Annotated in this window: 16 protein-coding genes and 2 pseudogenes; 6 read left to right on the top strand and 12 right to left on the bottom strand. The window is 70.3% G+C overall.

What is annotated here, in order from left to right; genetic code table 11:
* Positions 1 to 45: 45 nt before the first annotated feature.
* Positions 46 to 549 carry a hypothetical protein gene (locus ACWGIU_RS12185; RefSeq protein ID WP_453704909.1) on the top strand — a complete coding sequence of 168 codons (504 nt, stop codon included), beginning with the start codon at positions 46 to 48 and terminating at the stop codon, positions 547 to 549.
* A gap of 32 nt (positions 550 to 581) precedes the next feature.
* On the opposite strand, the gene ACWGIU_RS12180 is transcribed toward ACWGIU_RS12185, so the two are convergent.
* Together ACWGIU_RS12180 and ACWGIU_RS12175 are read right to left on the bottom strand one after the other, a co-directional pair.
* The gene (locus tag ACWGIU_RS12180; protein ID WP_453704907.1) at positions 582 to 2636 is read right to left on the bottom strand and encodes a S9 family peptidase; all 2055 of its coding nucleotides are present in this window, start codon (positions 2634 to 2636) and stop codon (positions 582 to 584) included.
* A 168-nt stretch (positions 2637 to 2804) separates the two neighbouring features.
* Complete coding sequence (locus ACWGIU_RS12175) at positions 2805 to 4586, bottom strand: N-acetylglutaminylglutamine amidotransferase (RefSeq protein ID WP_453704905.1); 1782 nt, start codon at positions 4584 to 4586, stop codon at positions 2805 to 2807.
* Positions 4587 to 4903: 317 nt separating this feature from the next.
* On the opposite strand from ACWGIU_RS12175, the pseudogene ACWGIU_RS12170 reads away from it, so the two are divergent.
* A pseudogene (locus ACWGIU_RS12170) lies at positions 4904 to 4969 on the top strand (hypothetical protein); the annotation flags it as partial.
* 32 nt (positions 4970 to 5001) lie between these two features.
* Positions 5002 to 5079: pseudogene (locus ACWGIU_RS12165) on the top strand (DUF3140 domain-containing protein); the annotation flags it as partial.
* Positions 5080 to 5306: 227 nt separating this feature from the next.
* On the opposite strand, the gene ACWGIU_RS12160 reads toward ACWGIU_RS12165, so the two are convergent.
* Complete coding sequence (locus ACWGIU_RS12160) at positions 5307 to 6401, bottom strand: carboxylate-amine ligase (protein ID WP_453704903.1); 1095 nt, start codon at positions 6399 to 6401, stop codon at positions 5307 to 5309.
* 92 nt (positions 6402 to 6493) lie between these two features.
* The gene (locus ACWGIU_RS12155; protein WP_453704901.1) at positions 6494 to 6916 is read right to left on the bottom strand and encodes a hypothetical protein; all 423 of its coding nucleotides are present in this window, start codon (positions 6914 to 6916) and stop codon (positions 6494 to 6496) included.
* Positions 6917 to 7095: 179 nt separating this feature from the next.
* On the opposite strand from ACWGIU_RS12155, the gene ACWGIU_RS12150 reads away from it, so the two are divergent.
* A complete protein-coding gene (locus tag ACWGIU_RS12150; protein WP_453704899.1) occupies positions 7096 to 7749 on the top strand; it encodes a TetR/AcrR family transcriptional regulator in 654 nt (217 codons plus the stop codon).
* Positions 7750 to 7837: 88 nt separating this feature from the next.
* On the opposite strand, the gene ACWGIU_RS12145 is transcribed toward ACWGIU_RS12150, so the two are convergent.
* Genes ACWGIU_RS12145 through ACWGIU_RS12110 form a run of 8 tightly spaced genes read right to left on the bottom strand, consistent with a single transcriptional unit; the run spans position 7838 to position 11603 of the window.
* The gene (locus ACWGIU_RS12145; RefSeq protein WP_453704897.1) at positions 7838 to 8248 is read right to left on the bottom strand and encodes a gas vesicle protein K; all 411 of its coding nucleotides are present in this window, start codon (positions 8246 to 8248) and stop codon (positions 7838 to 7840) included.
* Positions 8238 to 8459, bottom strand: coding sequence for a gas vesicle protein (locus ACWGIU_RS12140; RefSeq protein ID WP_453704895.1), 222 nt, complete (start codon positions 8457 to 8459; stop codon positions 8238 to 8240). Before ACWGIU_RS12140 ends, ACWGIU_RS12145 begins: the two co-directional genes overlap by 11 nt.
* The gene (locus ACWGIU_RS12135) at positions 8456 to 9298 is read right to left on the bottom strand and encodes a GvpL/GvpF family gas vesicle protein (protein WP_453704893.1); all 843 of its coding nucleotides are present in this window, start codon (positions 9296 to 9298) and stop codon (positions 8456 to 8458) included. The genes ACWGIU_RS12140 and ACWGIU_RS12135 overlap by 4 nt, the downstream gene beginning before the upstream one ends.
* Complete coding sequence (locus ACWGIU_RS12130; RefSeq protein ID WP_453704891.1) at positions 9295 to 9711, bottom strand: gas vesicle protein; 417 nt, start codon at positions 9709 to 9711, stop codon at positions 9295 to 9297. Before ACWGIU_RS12130 ends, ACWGIU_RS12135 begins: the two co-directional genes overlap by 4 nt.
* A gap of 21 nt (positions 9712 to 9732) precedes the next feature.
* Positions 9733 to 9981 carry a gas vesicle protein GvpG gene (locus tag ACWGIU_RS12125; RefSeq protein WP_453704889.1) on the bottom strand — a complete coding sequence of 83 codons (249 nt, stop codon included), beginning with the start codon at positions 9979 to 9981 and terminating at the stop codon, positions 9733 to 9735.
* A gap of 30 nt (positions 9982 to 10011) precedes the next feature.
* Entirely contained in the window at positions 10012 to 10731 is a 720-nt protein-coding gene (locus ACWGIU_RS12120; RefSeq protein ID WP_453704887.1) for a GvpL/GvpF family gas vesicle protein, read from the bottom strand.
* 3 nt (positions 10732 to 10734) lie between these two features.
* Positions 10735 to 11199 (bottom strand): gas vesicle structural protein GvpA, encoded by a 465-nt coding sequence (locus tag ACWGIU_RS12115; protein ID WP_453704885.1) that lies wholly within the window; start codon positions 11197 to 11199, stop codon positions 10735 to 10737.
* A gap of 29 nt (positions 11200 to 11228) precedes the next feature.
* Entirely contained in the window at positions 11229 to 11603 is a 375-nt protein-coding gene (locus tag ACWGIU_RS12110; protein WP_453704883.1) for a gas vesicle protein GvpO, read from the bottom strand.
* A 198-nt stretch (positions 11604 to 11801) separates the two neighbouring features.
* Here ACWGIU_RS12110 and ACWGIU_RS12105 point away from each other — a divergent pair, with 198 nt between their 5' ends.
* Both ACWGIU_RS12105 and ACWGIU_RS12100 read left to right on the top strand, forming a co-directional pair.
* On the top strand, positions 11802 to 12788 hold the full coding sequence (locus tag ACWGIU_RS12105) for a histone protein (protein WP_453704881.1): 987 nt from the start codon (positions 11802 to 11804) through the stop codon (positions 12786 to 12788).
* A gap of 3 nt (positions 12789 to 12791) precedes the next feature.
* Positions 12792 to 13898, top strand: a complete 1107-nt coding sequence (locus ACWGIU_RS12100; RefSeq protein ID WP_453704879.1) for an SRPBCC family protein — start codon at positions 12792 to 12794, stop codon at positions 13896 to 13898.
* Positions 13899 to 13941: the final 43 nt, after the last annotated feature.

The raw sequence follows: 13941 nt of genomic DNA, 5'->3' as shown, positions 1-13941 counted from the left end.
GACCCGGCACGGGCCCGGGCGAGCACGCCCCCCGAGGAAGCCGCCGTGTCCCCCGATCTCGCACCCGTCATAGCCGCCGGCACCCGCTGGTTGCTGACCGCCTTCCCGCCCGCCCCGGGCGCGTTCAGCCGGGCGCTGGCCGAGGCCCAGGCCCGGCAGGCCGTCAGCCTCGCCGCGGCCCTGCGCTACCCGACGCCCCTCGACGCTCAGCTGCTGCATCTCCTCGGCCCTGGCGGGAGCGCCGGGCTGGACTGGCTGACCGGCGCCGACCACGGCGGGGACGCCGACGCCGGCTGGCGGACGTGGGTGGACGAAACCGTCGTCAGCTGGGCCGCCTGCCTCCTCGCGGCGCCCGCCCTCGCTGTCGACGCCCGCCATCTCGTCGATCGTGGCGAGGCGGGTGAGGTCACCCGACTCACGCACCCCGGCGACCACGAACACGACGCCGCGCCGCTGCTGCGCCACCCCGATCTGCTCGAACCGGTCGCCGCCCTGCACCGGGCGCCGCTGCTGGAGCTGCTGGACAACGAGAACGCCGCCCTGGGGTAGACCGGACGTCGGTGTCAGGGGGCGCCCGGGGGCTATGGCGCCGGAACCGCGCCGAGATGGCGCTCCAGCCAGTCGGCGGCGGCCCGCCGGTAGAGCCTGCGATTGTCCGCCCGCAGGAATTCGTGGCCCTCGTCGCGCAGGGTCAGCTGCTCGGCCGTTATCCCGCGCTCTCGTGCCGCGCGGACGAACTGCTCCGATTCCGTCGGCGGAACGTTGGTGTCGTGTTCCCCGTGGACGGCCAGGACGGGAGCGCGCAGCTGGTCGATGCGGCTCATCGGGGACAGGGCTCGCAGCAGGTCGCGATCGTGTTCGGGGTGTCCGTACTTGGCCGCGGCGGACTGCGCGATCCAGGGCTCCGTGCCGGTGAAGAAGGTGGCGAAGTCCGACATCCCGCACACGGCCACGCCGGCGCGGAAGAGGTCCGGGTGCCACACCAGGGCGGCCATGGTGAGGTATCCGCCGTACGAGCGGCCCATGACGCCCAGCCGCAGCGGGTCGGCGTACCCGAGTCCGACGAGGTGCGCGGCGCAGTCGGCGACGTCGTCGATGGCCGCGAACCGGCCGGTGCCGAGGTCGGCGTCCACGAAGGACCGCCCCCAGCCCGACGAACCGCGGACGTCCGGGGCGAAGACGTCCAGTCCACGGCCGAGGAGTTCGTGGTACAGCGGGTTGAAGACAGGCTGTTCCTGTTCTTCCGGACCGCCGTGGAGATGGAGCACACAGGGGGCGGGGCGGCCCGCGGCATGCTCCGGGGCCCTGTAGTACCAGCCTCCGAGCAGCAGCCCGTCCCTGGCCCGGCACCGCAGGGGAACCGGGCGTACGGGCGGCCGACCGGGCGGGACGGCGTCTTCGTCCCGGGCGGACCAGGGGGTGCGCACCGGTGCGGGGCCGTCCGTCAGCGACCAGATCCCGGGCCGGCGACGCGAACCGGAGAGCGCGGCGAACAGTCCGCCGCGGCTCACGGGCGCGATACGGGTCACCACTTCGTGCGGCAGGATCGGGCTGTGGCTCGGTCCGAGGGCGCCCTGCGGGGCGTCCGCGGGCGGAAGTCCGACGGTTTCCAGCTCAACGGCCCCCTGCACGTTCCAGGCGAGGGCGGCCCACCGGCCGTGGTCCGGCACGCTCAGCAGTTCGAGGCCGGTTTCCTCCCGCTCGGCCGCGACGGTCACGTCACGGCCGGCCCCGTTGTCGTCCAGGCGGATCCGGAGCAGGGCGGCGAACTCCCTGTCCGCGTCACTGCGCAGCCAGAGGGTCCGCGCGTCGGCCGCGAACCGCCCGATCCATGGATCCCCGTCGGCCACGTGCAACGACAGGGCGGTGTGGCCGGTCACCGTGTCCAGTACGAGCGCCTCCCGTCGGCCACGCGGCCCCCGGCGGACCAGCGCCAGTCGGCCTCGCGCGCTGACATCGCACACGCGCAGGGAGGCGGCGCCCTCTTCGGCGAACAGGAGGACGGGGGCGTTCGCGCCGTCCGGGTCGATCAGGTAGGCCGTGAGGCCACCGGTCGCAAGCGCTCCGGCGTCCGCGGTCGGCTTGCCGAGGGGGGTGGGCGAGGGCCCTGCGCCGAGCAGTGTCGCGGGGCCGTCTCGTCCGGCCCATCCCGGCTCGGGAGCCGCCCGGCCCACCGCCGCCTCGGCGTCGTCCATCGGCACATGCCCGGCCCCTCGGTGCTCCGCGCCCGTCTCCGAGGCCTGGGCGACCGTCACGGCCAAGGCGGAGCCGTCCCGGGTCCAGCATCCGAGGTGGGCGGAACCGCCCGGTGCGGCGCCCGCGATCACCTTGCGGCCTGTGCCGTCGGGACGCACCACCGAGACCCGGGTGTGTTCCCCACCGCCCGGCGCCGAGGTGTAGGCGATCCAGCGCCCGTCCGGGGACCAGGACACTTCGGTCACCGGGTCGGGGCTGCCGTCGAGTACGTGCACCTCGGTCCCCCCCGCCGGACCGCTCCACAGCTGCGGGACCCCGGCACGGTCGCAGATGAAGGCGACCTGCTCGCCCAGGGGGTCCGCCGAGGGGTACCAGCAGCCGTGCACGGCGAGCAGGGTCGGCGGATCCGCTCCGTCCTGGGCGGGCATCTGTACCGGCACGGGGGCCGAGATGGGCCCGAGGCCGGTGTGTGACCCGCCTGCGCTCGCGACCGGGGGCGTGGGGAGGGGACGGTCCGATGCCATGTCCGCCTTTCCGGGGTCGTACGAGGAGCCGGACTGCCGGACTGCGGCCTGCCGGGCTGCGGGCTGCGGGCTGCGGGGCCGTGGTCAGCGCACCCCGTGGGCCTGGAGCCAGATCTCCAGCGTGGCCACCTGCCACAGGGTGTTGGCTCCGCGGTGGGTGCGGTGGAGGTTGGGGGCCGCCAGCAGCTCGGCCACCAGCCGCTGGTCGAAGATCCCCCGTCGGCGTGCTTCCGGGGCGGTCAGGGCCTCTCGCACACGGGCCAGCACCGGTCCGGCCATGTGGCGGACCGCAGGCACCGGGAAGTAGCCCTTGCGCCGGTCCACCACCTCCGCGGGGAGGATCTTGCGTCCGATGTCCTTCAGCACGGCCTTCCCACCCTGTGCGAGCTTGAGCTGCGGCGGACAGGCGGCGGCCAGCTCGACGAGTTCCTGGTCCAGGAACGGCACCCGCGCCTCCAGACCCCACGCCATGGTCATGTTGTCGACCCGCTTGACGGGGTCGTCGGCCATGAGCGCGTGAACGTCCATCCGGAGGGCCGCATCCAGCGCGGTCTCGGCTCCGGAGGCGGCCATATGGCTGCGGACGAAGTCCCGGGAGACGTCGTGTCCCGCTGTCGCGCCCGGTTGCAGCATGGCGGTGAGGTCGTGGTGCGGCCGGTCGGAATAGGCGTCGGCGTACGCGGCGGCCGCGCCCTCACGGGCGGCGGCGGCGATCTGCGGGTACCAGCGGTATCCGGCGAACACCTCGTCCGCGCCCTGGCCGCACAGCACCACCTTGACATCCTTCGCCACCTGCTCCGACAGGATGTGGAAGGCCACCGCGTCGTGGCTGACCATCGGCTCGCTCATGGCGCCGATCGCGGCCCCCAGAGCGGACGGCAGCCTGTCGGAAGGAATCATGAACTGGTGGTGATCGGTGGCGAAGGTGCCCGCCACCAGGTCCGAGTACCGGAATTCGTCGCCGTCCTCGCCGTTCTCCGGCTCGAAGCCCATGGCGAAGGTCGCGAGGCCTTCCTGGCCTTCCTCGGCGAGCAGGGCGACGATCAGGCTGGAATCCAGTCCGCCCGACAGGAACACGCCCACGGGGACGTCGGCGACGGTCCGCCTGCGCACCGCCGTGCGCAGGGCTTCGTGGATCGCTTCCCGCCACAGGGACGGGTCCTCACCGAGGTCGGAGCGGCGGGTGTACGAGGGCTGCCAGTAGCAGTGGTCACGGTGGGTGCCGTCCGCTTCGACGACGCGGACGGTGGCGGGCGGGAGCTTGCGGACACCGGCCAGGACGGTCCGGGGAGCGGGGACCGTGCCGTGCCAGCTCAGGTAATGGTGGAGGGCGACCGGGTCGAGGGAGGTGTCGACCCCGCCGCCCGCCAGCAGCGCCGGCAGGGAGGACGCGAACCGCAGGCGTTCGGCGTCCTGGGTGACGTACAGGGGCTTGATGCCCAGCCGGTCACGTGCCAGCACGACGCGCCCGGTGCGGTGCTCCACGACGGCGAAGGCGAACATGCCGACGAGGTGATCGACGCAGCTCGGTCCCCACTCGGCGTACGCCTTGACGACCACCTCGGTGTCGGAGTGCGAGAAGAACCGATGACCCAGACCCTGCAGGCGGGCGCGCAGGTCGCGGTAGTTGTACACGCAGCCGTTGAAGACGGTGGTGAGACCCAGTTCCGGGTCGGTCATCGGCTGCGCGCCGTACTCGGACAGATCGATGATCTTCAGCCGCCGATGCCCCAGCGCCACCGCCCCTTGCGACCACGCACCCCGCCCGTCGGGACCGCGGGGTTCCAGGACGTCCGTCATGCGCTCGACCGCGGCGAGATCAGGACGTCCGCCGTCGAACCTCACCTCGCCGGTCAAGCCGCACATGGGGCACCTGCTTCCCGGGCAGGGCCGCAGCGGTGAGGTTCCCGAGCGACGCCTCTGGTCGGGTGGCTTTTGATCACATCCAGCATCTCTTCGCTCCTACGGGCCGGCAACTGGCCGACGATCGACATACTGAGCGCCTGCCCGCTGGAGCGCTCCTCAAGCCGTCACGGCGTGTAGCCGACCGGCCTCCAGCAGGCCAGACGCTTCCGGGTGCATGAGTGAGGGCCGGGCCGTACTCGACGCTGGCACACGTACGGAGTCCCGTGTTCGGCCGTGCCGCCGGACCTCCACGGCCGACTGAGCGAAACCGAGGAGTCATGGACGGCAACGACGACCTCAGCCGGGGTGACGAGGTCACCTGGAAGAGCCACGGTCACAAGGTGACGGGCAAGGTGAAGAAGAAGATCACTGACCGCAGCGACCGGTCGGCGACGTCACCGAGACACCCTGGCGGTACTCCCTCATGAACTGGGGGCACGATCCGCTCGGGTGACCCTGCCGTACAGCGGCGTACGGTCCCGCTCCATGCGAGGTGCGGCCGCCCGCCGCCGACAGCCCGCCACGGATGGGGCCCGCGTCCGGTGTCGCCCATCCGGTGCCCCGGCTCGCCGCACCAGCGCGCTGCGCGCGGAACCGGGTCCGCGCGGTCGATGCGCGCCGGCCACGGCCGTGCGCCCGGCGACCCGCGTTCCCGGCGGGACCGGGTGGCAGAAGCGGACTTCAGTCCGACGTGGTGGTACCGGTGATCAGGTCGATCAGTCCCGGGAGCCCGCCATCGGTCAGGGCACGGCGCTGACGGTCGACGGGAGTGCCTTCGCGGAGCATGCGGTGGACGAGTCCGCTCACTTCGCGGGTGTCACCCGACTCCTCCAGCGCGGGGGTGATGTGCTGGAACAGGGCGCACAGCGCGTCGCCACTGGCGCGCGGACGGCCGTCCTGGCCCACCAGGGTGCTGTTCAGGCCGTGCCGGGCAGCGTGCCAGTTGGCGGCGTGCAGGATCTCCGGCGCGCACGGTGTCAGTGCCACGCCGGCCTTTTCCTCGGCGATGGCGGTGGCGACCAGCGCCCGGACGATGCCGGCGAGCATGGCGGCGTCATCGGCCCGAAGCTGGACGTCCAGACACCGCACCTCGACGGTGGGATAGCGCTCGGACAGTCGCGCCTGCCAGTAGACCTGGCCCCTGTCGGCGATCACGCCTGACGCCACCAGCGCGTCCAGGCGGCGTTCGTAGTCGGAGTATCCGTCGAAATGCGGCGGCGGACCGCTCACGGGCCACCGGCCGAACACGATGGTCCGCCAGCTCGCGAACCCGGTGTCCCGCCCGTCCCACAGCGGCGAGTTGACCGACATGGCCAACAGCGTCGGGAGCCACGGCCGGATCCGGTTCAGCACGGCGACGCCGGACTCCGGATCAGGGACCTCCACGTGGACGTGCATGCCGCAGATCAGCTGCTCGTCCACCAGTTGCCCGGCCTCCGCCTCCATCCGCAGATACCGCCGCGTGGGGGTCACCGGTACCGGCATCGCTCCGCGCAGGGGGGCCGCGCCCGTAGCCGCGATCCGACAGCCGTTCTGCTCGGCGGCCGAGGCCAGCGCGTGCCGCAGACGCAGGAGATGACCACCGATCTCCGCCACATTCCAGCACACGGGAGTGGCCACCTCGATCTGGGCCTGCAGCAGCTCGTCCTGCACTTCGTCGCGCTCCGCGAAAGCCCCGAGACCGGCCGTGCGGCCGACGTCCTCGACGAGCGGTGTCGGTACGGCCGTGATCGGATCCACCAGCAAGAATTCTTCTTCCACGCCGAGACTGATCACGTCTCGCCACTACCCCGCCAGTCCATGATCACCCCACTGTTCCGTGCCACGCAGGGCGCTCGAAGAGGGACCGACCGTTCACTCACGCAGCGTCACAGAGTGTGGTCGGGGTGCCCGGGGGTACACCGCTGTTCCTTCAGGCGCGCCTCGTGCAGGTGGTCACGGCCATCGGCCAGCTGGGCGACGATGTCCCGCTCGATTGCGGCGAAGGGCCGGTAATAGGTCTCGTTGTACTCCTCGACGATCTGGAAGGTCCAGTGTCCGGGGATGACGTTGCGACCGAGGATCTCCCTCTCCACCAGGCGCGCCTGTGCCTCGTGGCCCGCTTCCCGCAGCAGCCTGACGGCGTCGTCCAGCTGGAAGTCCGCCGTTCCCGTCAGCTGATGGAATCCGTACAGATGCCCTCGCGCCCGCTCGGTCGTCTCCAGGGCCTTGGCCAAAGCGCCCAGCGCGGCCACGGTCGTCTCGCTGACCCCATCGGGTACCTGGTGCGCATCGTCCAATGACTCGTTCACCCGCCCTATTGAGCCCCACGAATCCGTGGAGAACCAGGCGACACGATCAGCCATTGCCGCGGTCACCGTCCTGGGCGCGGGAGTCGCCGCCTGGCACACCTGCACACTCCCCAGAGGGGGAGAAAATACAGCAAACCCCTCGCGAGCGATAGGGTGTACCTCGCGAGGAGGAGGCTGTCATGGGTGAAGCAGCTTCGACCAGAACCCCCCGTGAGCGATACCGACAGCAGGTGCGTTCAGAGATCAAACAGCGGGCCTGGGAACAGATCGCCACCGCGGGAACGTCCGCGCTCTCCCTGAACGGGATCGCCAGACTCATGGGCTTGAGCGGCGCCGGGCTCTACCGCTATTACACGAGCCGCGACGAACTGCTCACAGAAATGGTTCATGACGCCTACCAGAGTCTGGTCGGGACCCTCAGGGCCGCGGCTGCCGATGGGGAAGGGAATCTCGCCGGCCTGGGAGAGGCCCTGCGCCGGTGGGCGCACGACGACCCGCAACGGTATTTCCTCGTCTTCGGACCTCCTGCACCGGGCTACCGCGGTCCCGCCCACGTAGCGGCGCCGGCGGCGGAGATCATGGACATCCTCATCGAGGCGTGCACCCACGTGTCCGACATGCCCCCGAGGACGCCTCAGGCGCCACCGGGGGACGGCCCTGGGCGGGCAGCGGGGCGGCCGCCGGGGACGGCGTCGGCTCAGCGCCTGGCCCTGTCCTTCCGGACCCGGCTGCACGGGGTGCTCTCGCTGGAACTCAGCGGTCATTTCGCCGGGATGGAATGCGACCCCGCTCTGCTGTACCAGGACGAGCTGGACCTGCTGGCGGGCCACTGAGCGCGGCCACCTTTCGCACGTGGGGCTCCCCCGGAGCGGCGAGGAATCGGCCCTCCTGTGGCCGCCGGACGGCGGGTGGGTCGCTGCGTCAGTCGCGGGGCGGCAGGAGAGGGCCGAGAGGGCCGAGGTCGATGTTGAGGTCTTCCAGGGCGTAGCCATGTTCCGCGCAAAGATCGGAAAGGCTGTCGTGGAGGGCGAGGAGAGTGGCGCCGAGTTCTTCTTCCTGTTCGTCGGTGAGATCCCCGGCATCGACGCGGCGCAGGGCCTGACGTTCGATGAGCTGGCGCAAGAGCTCGACGACGGTGAGCACGAGTTTCAGGAGATCCTCCCCGACGGCGTCCGGGTCGGTGGTCAGGCGGTGGGCAGGGCGGGAGGTTCGGTCGTTCGGCGCGGGGGGTGCCTGGATGAGCCGGAAGGCCTGGGACAGGCTGTCGCCGAGGTCCTGGACCCGGCCGGGCCGGGAGGGCGGGGGCTGGGGCTGGGGCCGTTCATGGCTCATCGCGTCCGCCGTCCTGCGCCCGGACGGGGTCGATCTCGGAGCTGACGGAGACGATGAGGGCGCGCAGTGAGATGCGGACGAGGTCGATGTCGGCGATGGACAGGACTATGTCGCCGGTGAGGACGACACCGCCACTCAGGAGCCGGTCGAGGAGGTCGACGAGGGCCACCTGACGGCCGGGCAGCGGCTCGCCGTGTTCGCTGACGGTCATGGTTGCGGCTCGGAGGCGTCGGTGGGGGCGGGTGCCGGCATGGCGAAGGAGTACGGAGCCCAGGGGCCGGTGACCTCGATGCGCAGGTCGGGGAAGCCGCGGGCGGCGTCGGCGATGGCAGCCTGGAACTCCCCGGCCCGGTCGTCGGGGATGAGGTAGGCGTCGTTGAGGACGTTCTCCTGGGGACCGGTGAGTTCGCCGCGCTGGGGTGCATGGCGTACACGCTGGGTGGCATGGCGGGAGGCGATGGCCTCGATGGTCTCGGCAGCCTGCTCTGCTTGCCGGTAGACGGCGTCGCGGGAGTGGCGCTGGGCCCTGCGGGCCTGCAGATAGGCCTTTCCGGGGCTGGCGGAAGGAACGGGGGCCGCAGGAGCGGGCTGTGTCGCCTCGGGCGTGAGATAGATCTTCACGCCGTACTCGGTGTGGGAGCGCAGCTGGTCGAGGCGCAGGCCGAAGACGCCCTGTTGGGCGGAGAGCGCCTGCCGGGCCCGGTGGTCGTCCTGGTAGACGGTGGCCATGCGCAGGGGCAGGACGGGGGCCCGGGCGGCGACGGCCTGGACGACATCGTGATGGGTGCGCGCGACGTGCTCGAGCCAGTCCAGGTCCTCGAAGTGGTTCTTGAGGGCGGTCTCGTTGAAGTCCTGTTCGGGTACGTCGCTGGCCACGAAGGCGAGCGACGCGAGCGAGGTGCTGGGGGCGGGCTCGGCGGTGTCGGCGGTGAGCGGAAGGAGCCTGAGCGGCGCCCGGCCGATGCCCTGCAGGCCGGCGAGGGCGTCGCCCAGCGGGCCGGTCCGGTGGGTGACCGCGTAGACGTACGTGAGGCTGCCGGAGGTGTTCACGGAGGGCCCTTCCGTCGGCGGCCGGCCGGTCGGCCACCCGGTTCCTCGTCCGGGGCTTCTTCTTCGTCGTACCCGCCGGGTTCGATTCGGCCGCGGAGGGCTTCGAGTTCGGCGCGCAGCCGACGGTTCTCCTGTTCCAGGGGGCTGCCTGTGTGCCGGCTGGACAGGGAGGGGTCGTGCTCCCACCAGTCGATGCCCATCTCCTTGGCCTTGTCCACGGAGGCGATGAGGATCCGCAGTTTGATGGTCAACAACTCGATGTCGAGGAGGTTGATGCGGATGTCGCCCGCGATGACGATGCCCTTGTCCAGGACCCGCTCAAGGATGTCGGCGAGGCTGGAGGAGGACTGCCCATATGCCATCGGTGCGCGTGAGGCGAAGCTGCCGGATCGGCCGGGCAGGGGTTCGGTCACGGTGGCCCCTCCTTCTTCGACTCAGGGACGCTGCTGCCGGAACGCCGCGATCTCTTCGAGCCTGTCGATCAGCACGTCCTCCTCGCGGTCGAAGGTCTCCTGGTCGATCTCTCCGCGCAGGAGCTCCTGCTCCAGCTCGGCCAGCCGGCGCCAGATCGGTGCTGGGTCGTAGTACTCCTCTTCGGCCTTGTCGACCACGCGCTGGGCGACCCAGGTGACAGCGCGGACCGGAGCGACGGGGAGCGTCAGCAGATAGGTCAGGAGTCCCATAGCGTTCCCCTTCCGTGTGGTGGTGTGCGGTTACTGGACGAAGCTGTAGGGGGGCAGCGGCCCCGAAAAGCGCAGGTCGATGTCGCTGCCGATCTCCCGGGACAGGTTGGCTTCAGCGGTCCGCAGGGCCTCCTTGTGCTCGTCGGGTACGAGGAGGGAGAGGTTGAGGAAGTCGCTCGCCGAGGGCGGATGCGCCAGGTACTCGCGGGAGAAGGGGACGAGAGCCTCCGTCAGGCCGGCGGCCAGGGCCTCCTGTCGCAACTGCACCTCGCGGGCGACTATTTCGCCCAGGGCGAGCGGCAGGCCCGGATCCCGGTCTCCCCCGCGGATCCGGTCGTTGAGGTCGCTCGCCTCGGGCACGTCGTGAAGGATCTGCTGCAACAAGGGTGCCTCATCCGCCTGCGAGACCCTGACGTGGTACTCGGCGCACCCCTCCAGACGCTTGAGCGCGCCGAGGTAGTTCTCCGCATTGGACTCGAGGGCCTGGCGCACCGCGAGATCGTCGGTGGCGATGTAGCCGAACTGCAACGGCAGGATCACCCCGTCGGCCATCAGCCGCTCCTGCACCTCCTGGTGGGCGGTGAGGTCGCGGCGTTTGGGTCGGATCTCCTCGGCGATGTCGCTGACCACCGCGCACAGCGCGCCTGCGGTGACCGTGCGCAGCGGGGACGGATCGGCGCCGACCCCACTGACACCGTCCAGGCGGTGGGGGTGGTCCTTCCCGGTGATCGAGTACACGTAGAGCGGCATCTGTTACTCCTTCTCCCGCCGTACGGGGCGCCGGGCTGCTGGGCGACGTCTCCTGGGTACCTCTTCCTCAGCTTCTTCCTCTTCTTCCCGCGCCGCAGACTTGGAGGATTTGCCGGTCAGGGAATCGGTCACGGCTTCGACGGCTCCGCTGATGGCTCCCTTGGACTTCCCGCGAGCCCCGCCTTCGAGCATGTTGCCCATGACGTCAGGAAGCTGGGCCGGGGCCTTGCGGCCTGCTTCGAGGTCGAGGCGGTTGCAGGCTTCGGCGAAGCGCAGGTAGGTGTCGACGCTGGCCACCACGATCCGCGCGTCGATCTTGATGAGTTCGATGCCCACCAGAGAGACGCGGACGAAGACATCGATGACCAGCCCGCGGTCGAGTATGAGTTCCAGGACGTCGTAGAGGCTGCTCGTGCCCCCTCCTTGCCCCCGGGCGATGGGGCTGCCGCCCTGCGGCACCATGGTCATGGCGCCTCCTTCCGCCGGTCGGCCTGCGCTCAGGTCGGCCGGTCGATCATGCCGCGGGTGTAGCGGCGGGTGCGTTCGTAGGAGATCAGCTCGCCGTCCTCGTCCAGCGCGACCCGATAGCTGGCCATCACGCTGGTGGTGTCCGGGATCCGTTCCAGCTCCACCACCTCCACCTGCGCCTCCCAGCCGTCCTCGGTCGGCTTGAGCGAGGAGACGGAATCCGGAAGCCGGCCCAGTAGTTCAGCCAGCTGCTGTGCCGCGGCACGCATCGCCGTCGCCGCGCCCGTGGTTCTGGAACGGCGGCGGGGCGCGGGGCGTCCGGGCGCTTTCCTGTCCTGTCCTCCGCCGTCGCCGGCGGCCTGCGAAGAGGCCCGTCGGGGGCGTGCGGGTTCCGCTGCGGCCATATACCCCTCCCTTGGGGAGACGGCCTCACAGAAACTAGAATGTCACCAAACTCAGGTATAAGCCCCATATCGGGGCAGAAGCCTTTTCGGGGACGGCCTCAGACCGGACCCCTTCTCGCCGGCGGGCAGTGTGAGCGTCGCGATCCACTCCCGCGGACGACACCACAGACCGCAACGCGCCCTGGCAGGGGAATGACCATGGAGGACACCACCAAGATCGCGCTCGCAGCCGCTGTGGCTGGGGGATACCTACTCGGCCGGGCGAAGAAGGGCCGCTTGGCGTTCACCGTGGCGACCTATCTCGCTGGTCGCCGCTTCGGGCTCGAACCCGGACAGCTGCTCAAGGAAGGCGCCTCCCGGCTCAAGGAGATGCCACAGTTCGAAGAACTCGCCGGGCAACTGCGCGGAGAAGCCCTCGACGCCGGCAAGCAAGCGCTGGCTGTCGCGGCCAACCGGAAGCTCGCCGACCTGGCCGGCACGCTGCACGAGCGCACCCTTGGGCTCACGCGCGCCAACGCCGACGGCGGTCGGGACGAGGAGGAGCAGGGCGAGGACGAGGAGCCGTACGAGGACGAAGAAGACGAGGACTACGCGGCAGAGGACGAGGAGGGGTACGCCGAACCCGAAGATGAAGCGGAAGAGGACGAAGAGGAGGAGGAAGAAGAGGAGGAGCCGGCGGCGGAAGCGGAAGAGGAGGAGGAGCCCGAGGAGGAGGAACCCGAGGAGGAGGAAGAGGAAGAGGAGGAAGAGGAGGAAGAAGAAGAAGAGCCTCCCCCCTCGCCGCGCAGGACTCGCAGTTCGTCCCGCACGGGCAGCGCCAAGACCGCGGCCCCTGGGCGAAGGACGTCCGGGCGCTCCGCCCCGGCCAAGAAGGCGGCCCCGGCGAAGAAGGCGGCCCCCGCGAAGAAGTCAGCAGCGAAGAAGTCGTCACCGGCCACCAAGGCGGCTGCGAAGAAGACCACCGACGGCCGTACGGCGAAGAAGGCCACTCCCGCCAAGAAGAGCGCGCCGTCCAGGGCAGGTGCGAAGAAGACCAGCGCCCCTCCGCGCAAGAGGAGCTCCGGGCAGAGCTCGGCACGCAAGAGCACTGCCACCAAGGCCACTGCCAAGCGGACAGACCGCGGCCCGGCCCGCAAGACGGCCGCCAAGAAGACGGCGGCCCGCAAGTCGTCCCCGCGGAGGTAGGCCATGGCAACCGCAGACCGCAACGGCTCATCCGACTCCCTCTCCGGGATGGACAAGCTGCTGAAGGAACTCTCGGGATACCTCTCCGCCCAGGCCGACCAGCTGGCCGACAAGGCGACCGACAAGCTCTCCGACGTCACCGGCCAGCTCTACGACGTCGCTGACAACAAAGGCAGCCTTTCGGACGTCGCCGGCATCGGCGGCCGGCTCCTGCAGGGCGACTCGCCCCTGAAGGCGATCGCCGGCCAGAAACTCGGCGACCTCAAGGACAAAGTCACCGGTATGTTCGGTGGCGGCAAAGGCCGTGGCCGCAAGAGCAGCGGCGGCAAGATCGTCAACATCGTCGAAGCCCTCGACGTCGGCCTGCCCTTGCGCACGGTCTACAACCACTGGACGCAGTACGAGGACTTCAGCGGATTCACCAAAGGCGTCCGCGACGTCTCCCGGGACGACGACACCACCAGCGACTGGAAGGTCAAGGTCGGTCCCTCCACGCGCAGTTGGAAGGCCACTGTCCAGGAACAAGTACCGGACGACCGCATCGTATGGACCTCTCAAGGCGCCAAGGGAACCACCCGCGGCTGCGTCACCTTCCACGAACTCGCCCCGTCGCTGACCCGCATCGTCATCATCGTCGAGTACTACCCCTCCGGGCTGTTCGAGAAGACGGGCAATCTGTGGCGCGCCCAGGGCCGCCGCCTGCGCCTGGATCTGAAGAACTTCCTGCGCCACGCCATGCTCACCACCGATGAGCCGGAAGGCTGGCGCGGCGAGATCCGCGACGGCGAAGTCGTCCGGACTCATGAAGAGGCCCTCGAAGAAGAAGAGGGCGAAGAGGCGGAGGAAGGCGAGTACGAGGACGGCGGCGCCGAGGAGGGTGAAGAGGCGTACGCGGACGAGGAAGAACAGGGCGAAGAAGGAGACGAAGACGAGGACGAGGGAGAGGACGAGGGAGAGGACGAGGACGCTCAGTACAGCGACGAGGAACCTGAGGAGGAAGAGGACGAATCCGAGGAGGAACCGGACGAGGAGGCCGAGCAGGAACCGGACGAGGAAGCCGAGGAGGAGCCCAGTCCCCCTCGCCGACGCCGGCACCGACAGCCCGCGTGAAGCCGTTCCCCTCCACGCATGAGCCACACATGAGGGCCGGCGG

The organism is Streptomyces sp. NPDC054840 (genome assembly GCF_053611065.1).
The sequence above is the reverse complement of the archived record's forward strand: the minus strand, read 5'-3'. Positions and strand labels throughout refer to the sequence as shown.

What these genes read in the sequence shown, in the direction of transcription:
- ACWGIU_RS12175 (WP_453704905.1), bottom strand. Translation starts at nt 4,586, where the DNA reads ATGTGCGGCTTGACCGGCGAGGTGAGGTTCGACGGCGGACGTCCTGAT.
- ACWGIU_RS12150 (WP_453704899.1), top strand. Translation starts at nt 7,096, where the DNA reads ATGGGTGAAGCAGCTTCGACCAGAACCCCCCGTGAGCGATACCGACAG.
- ACWGIU_RS12145 (WP_453704897.1), bottom strand. Translation starts at nt 8,248, where the DNA reads ATGAGCCATGAACGGCCCCAGCCCCAGCCCCCGCCCTCCCGGCCCGGC.
- ACWGIU_RS12140 (WP_453704895.1), bottom strand. Translation starts at nt 8,459, where the DNA reads ATGACCGTCAGCGAACACGGCGAGCCGCTGCCCGGCCGTCAGGTGGCC.
- ACWGIU_RS12125 (WP_453704889.1), bottom strand. Translation starts at nt 9,981, where the DNA reads ATGGGACTCCTGACCTATCTGCTGACGCTCCCCGTCGCTCCGGTCCGC.
- ACWGIU_RS12120 (WP_453704887.1), bottom strand. Translation starts at nt 10,731, where the DNA reads ATGCCGCTCTACGTGTACTCGATCACCGGGAAGGACCACCCCCACCGC.
- ACWGIU_RS12115 (WP_453704885.1), bottom strand. Translation starts at nt 11,199, where the DNA reads ATGACCATGGTGCCGCAGGGCGGCAGCCCCATCGCCCGGGGGCAAGGA.
- ACWGIU_RS12110 (WP_453704883.1), bottom strand. Translation starts at nt 11,603, where the DNA reads ATGGCCGCAGCGGAACCCGCACGCCCCCGACGGGCCTCTTCGCAGGCC.
- ACWGIU_RS12105 (WP_453704881.1), top strand. Translation starts at nt 11,802, where the DNA reads ATGGAGGACACCACCAAGATCGCGCTCGCAGCCGCTGTGGCTGGGGGA.
- ACWGIU_RS12100 (WP_453704879.1), top strand. Translation starts at nt 12,792, where the DNA reads ATGGCAACCGCAGACCGCAACGGCTCATCCGACTCCCTCTCCGGGATG.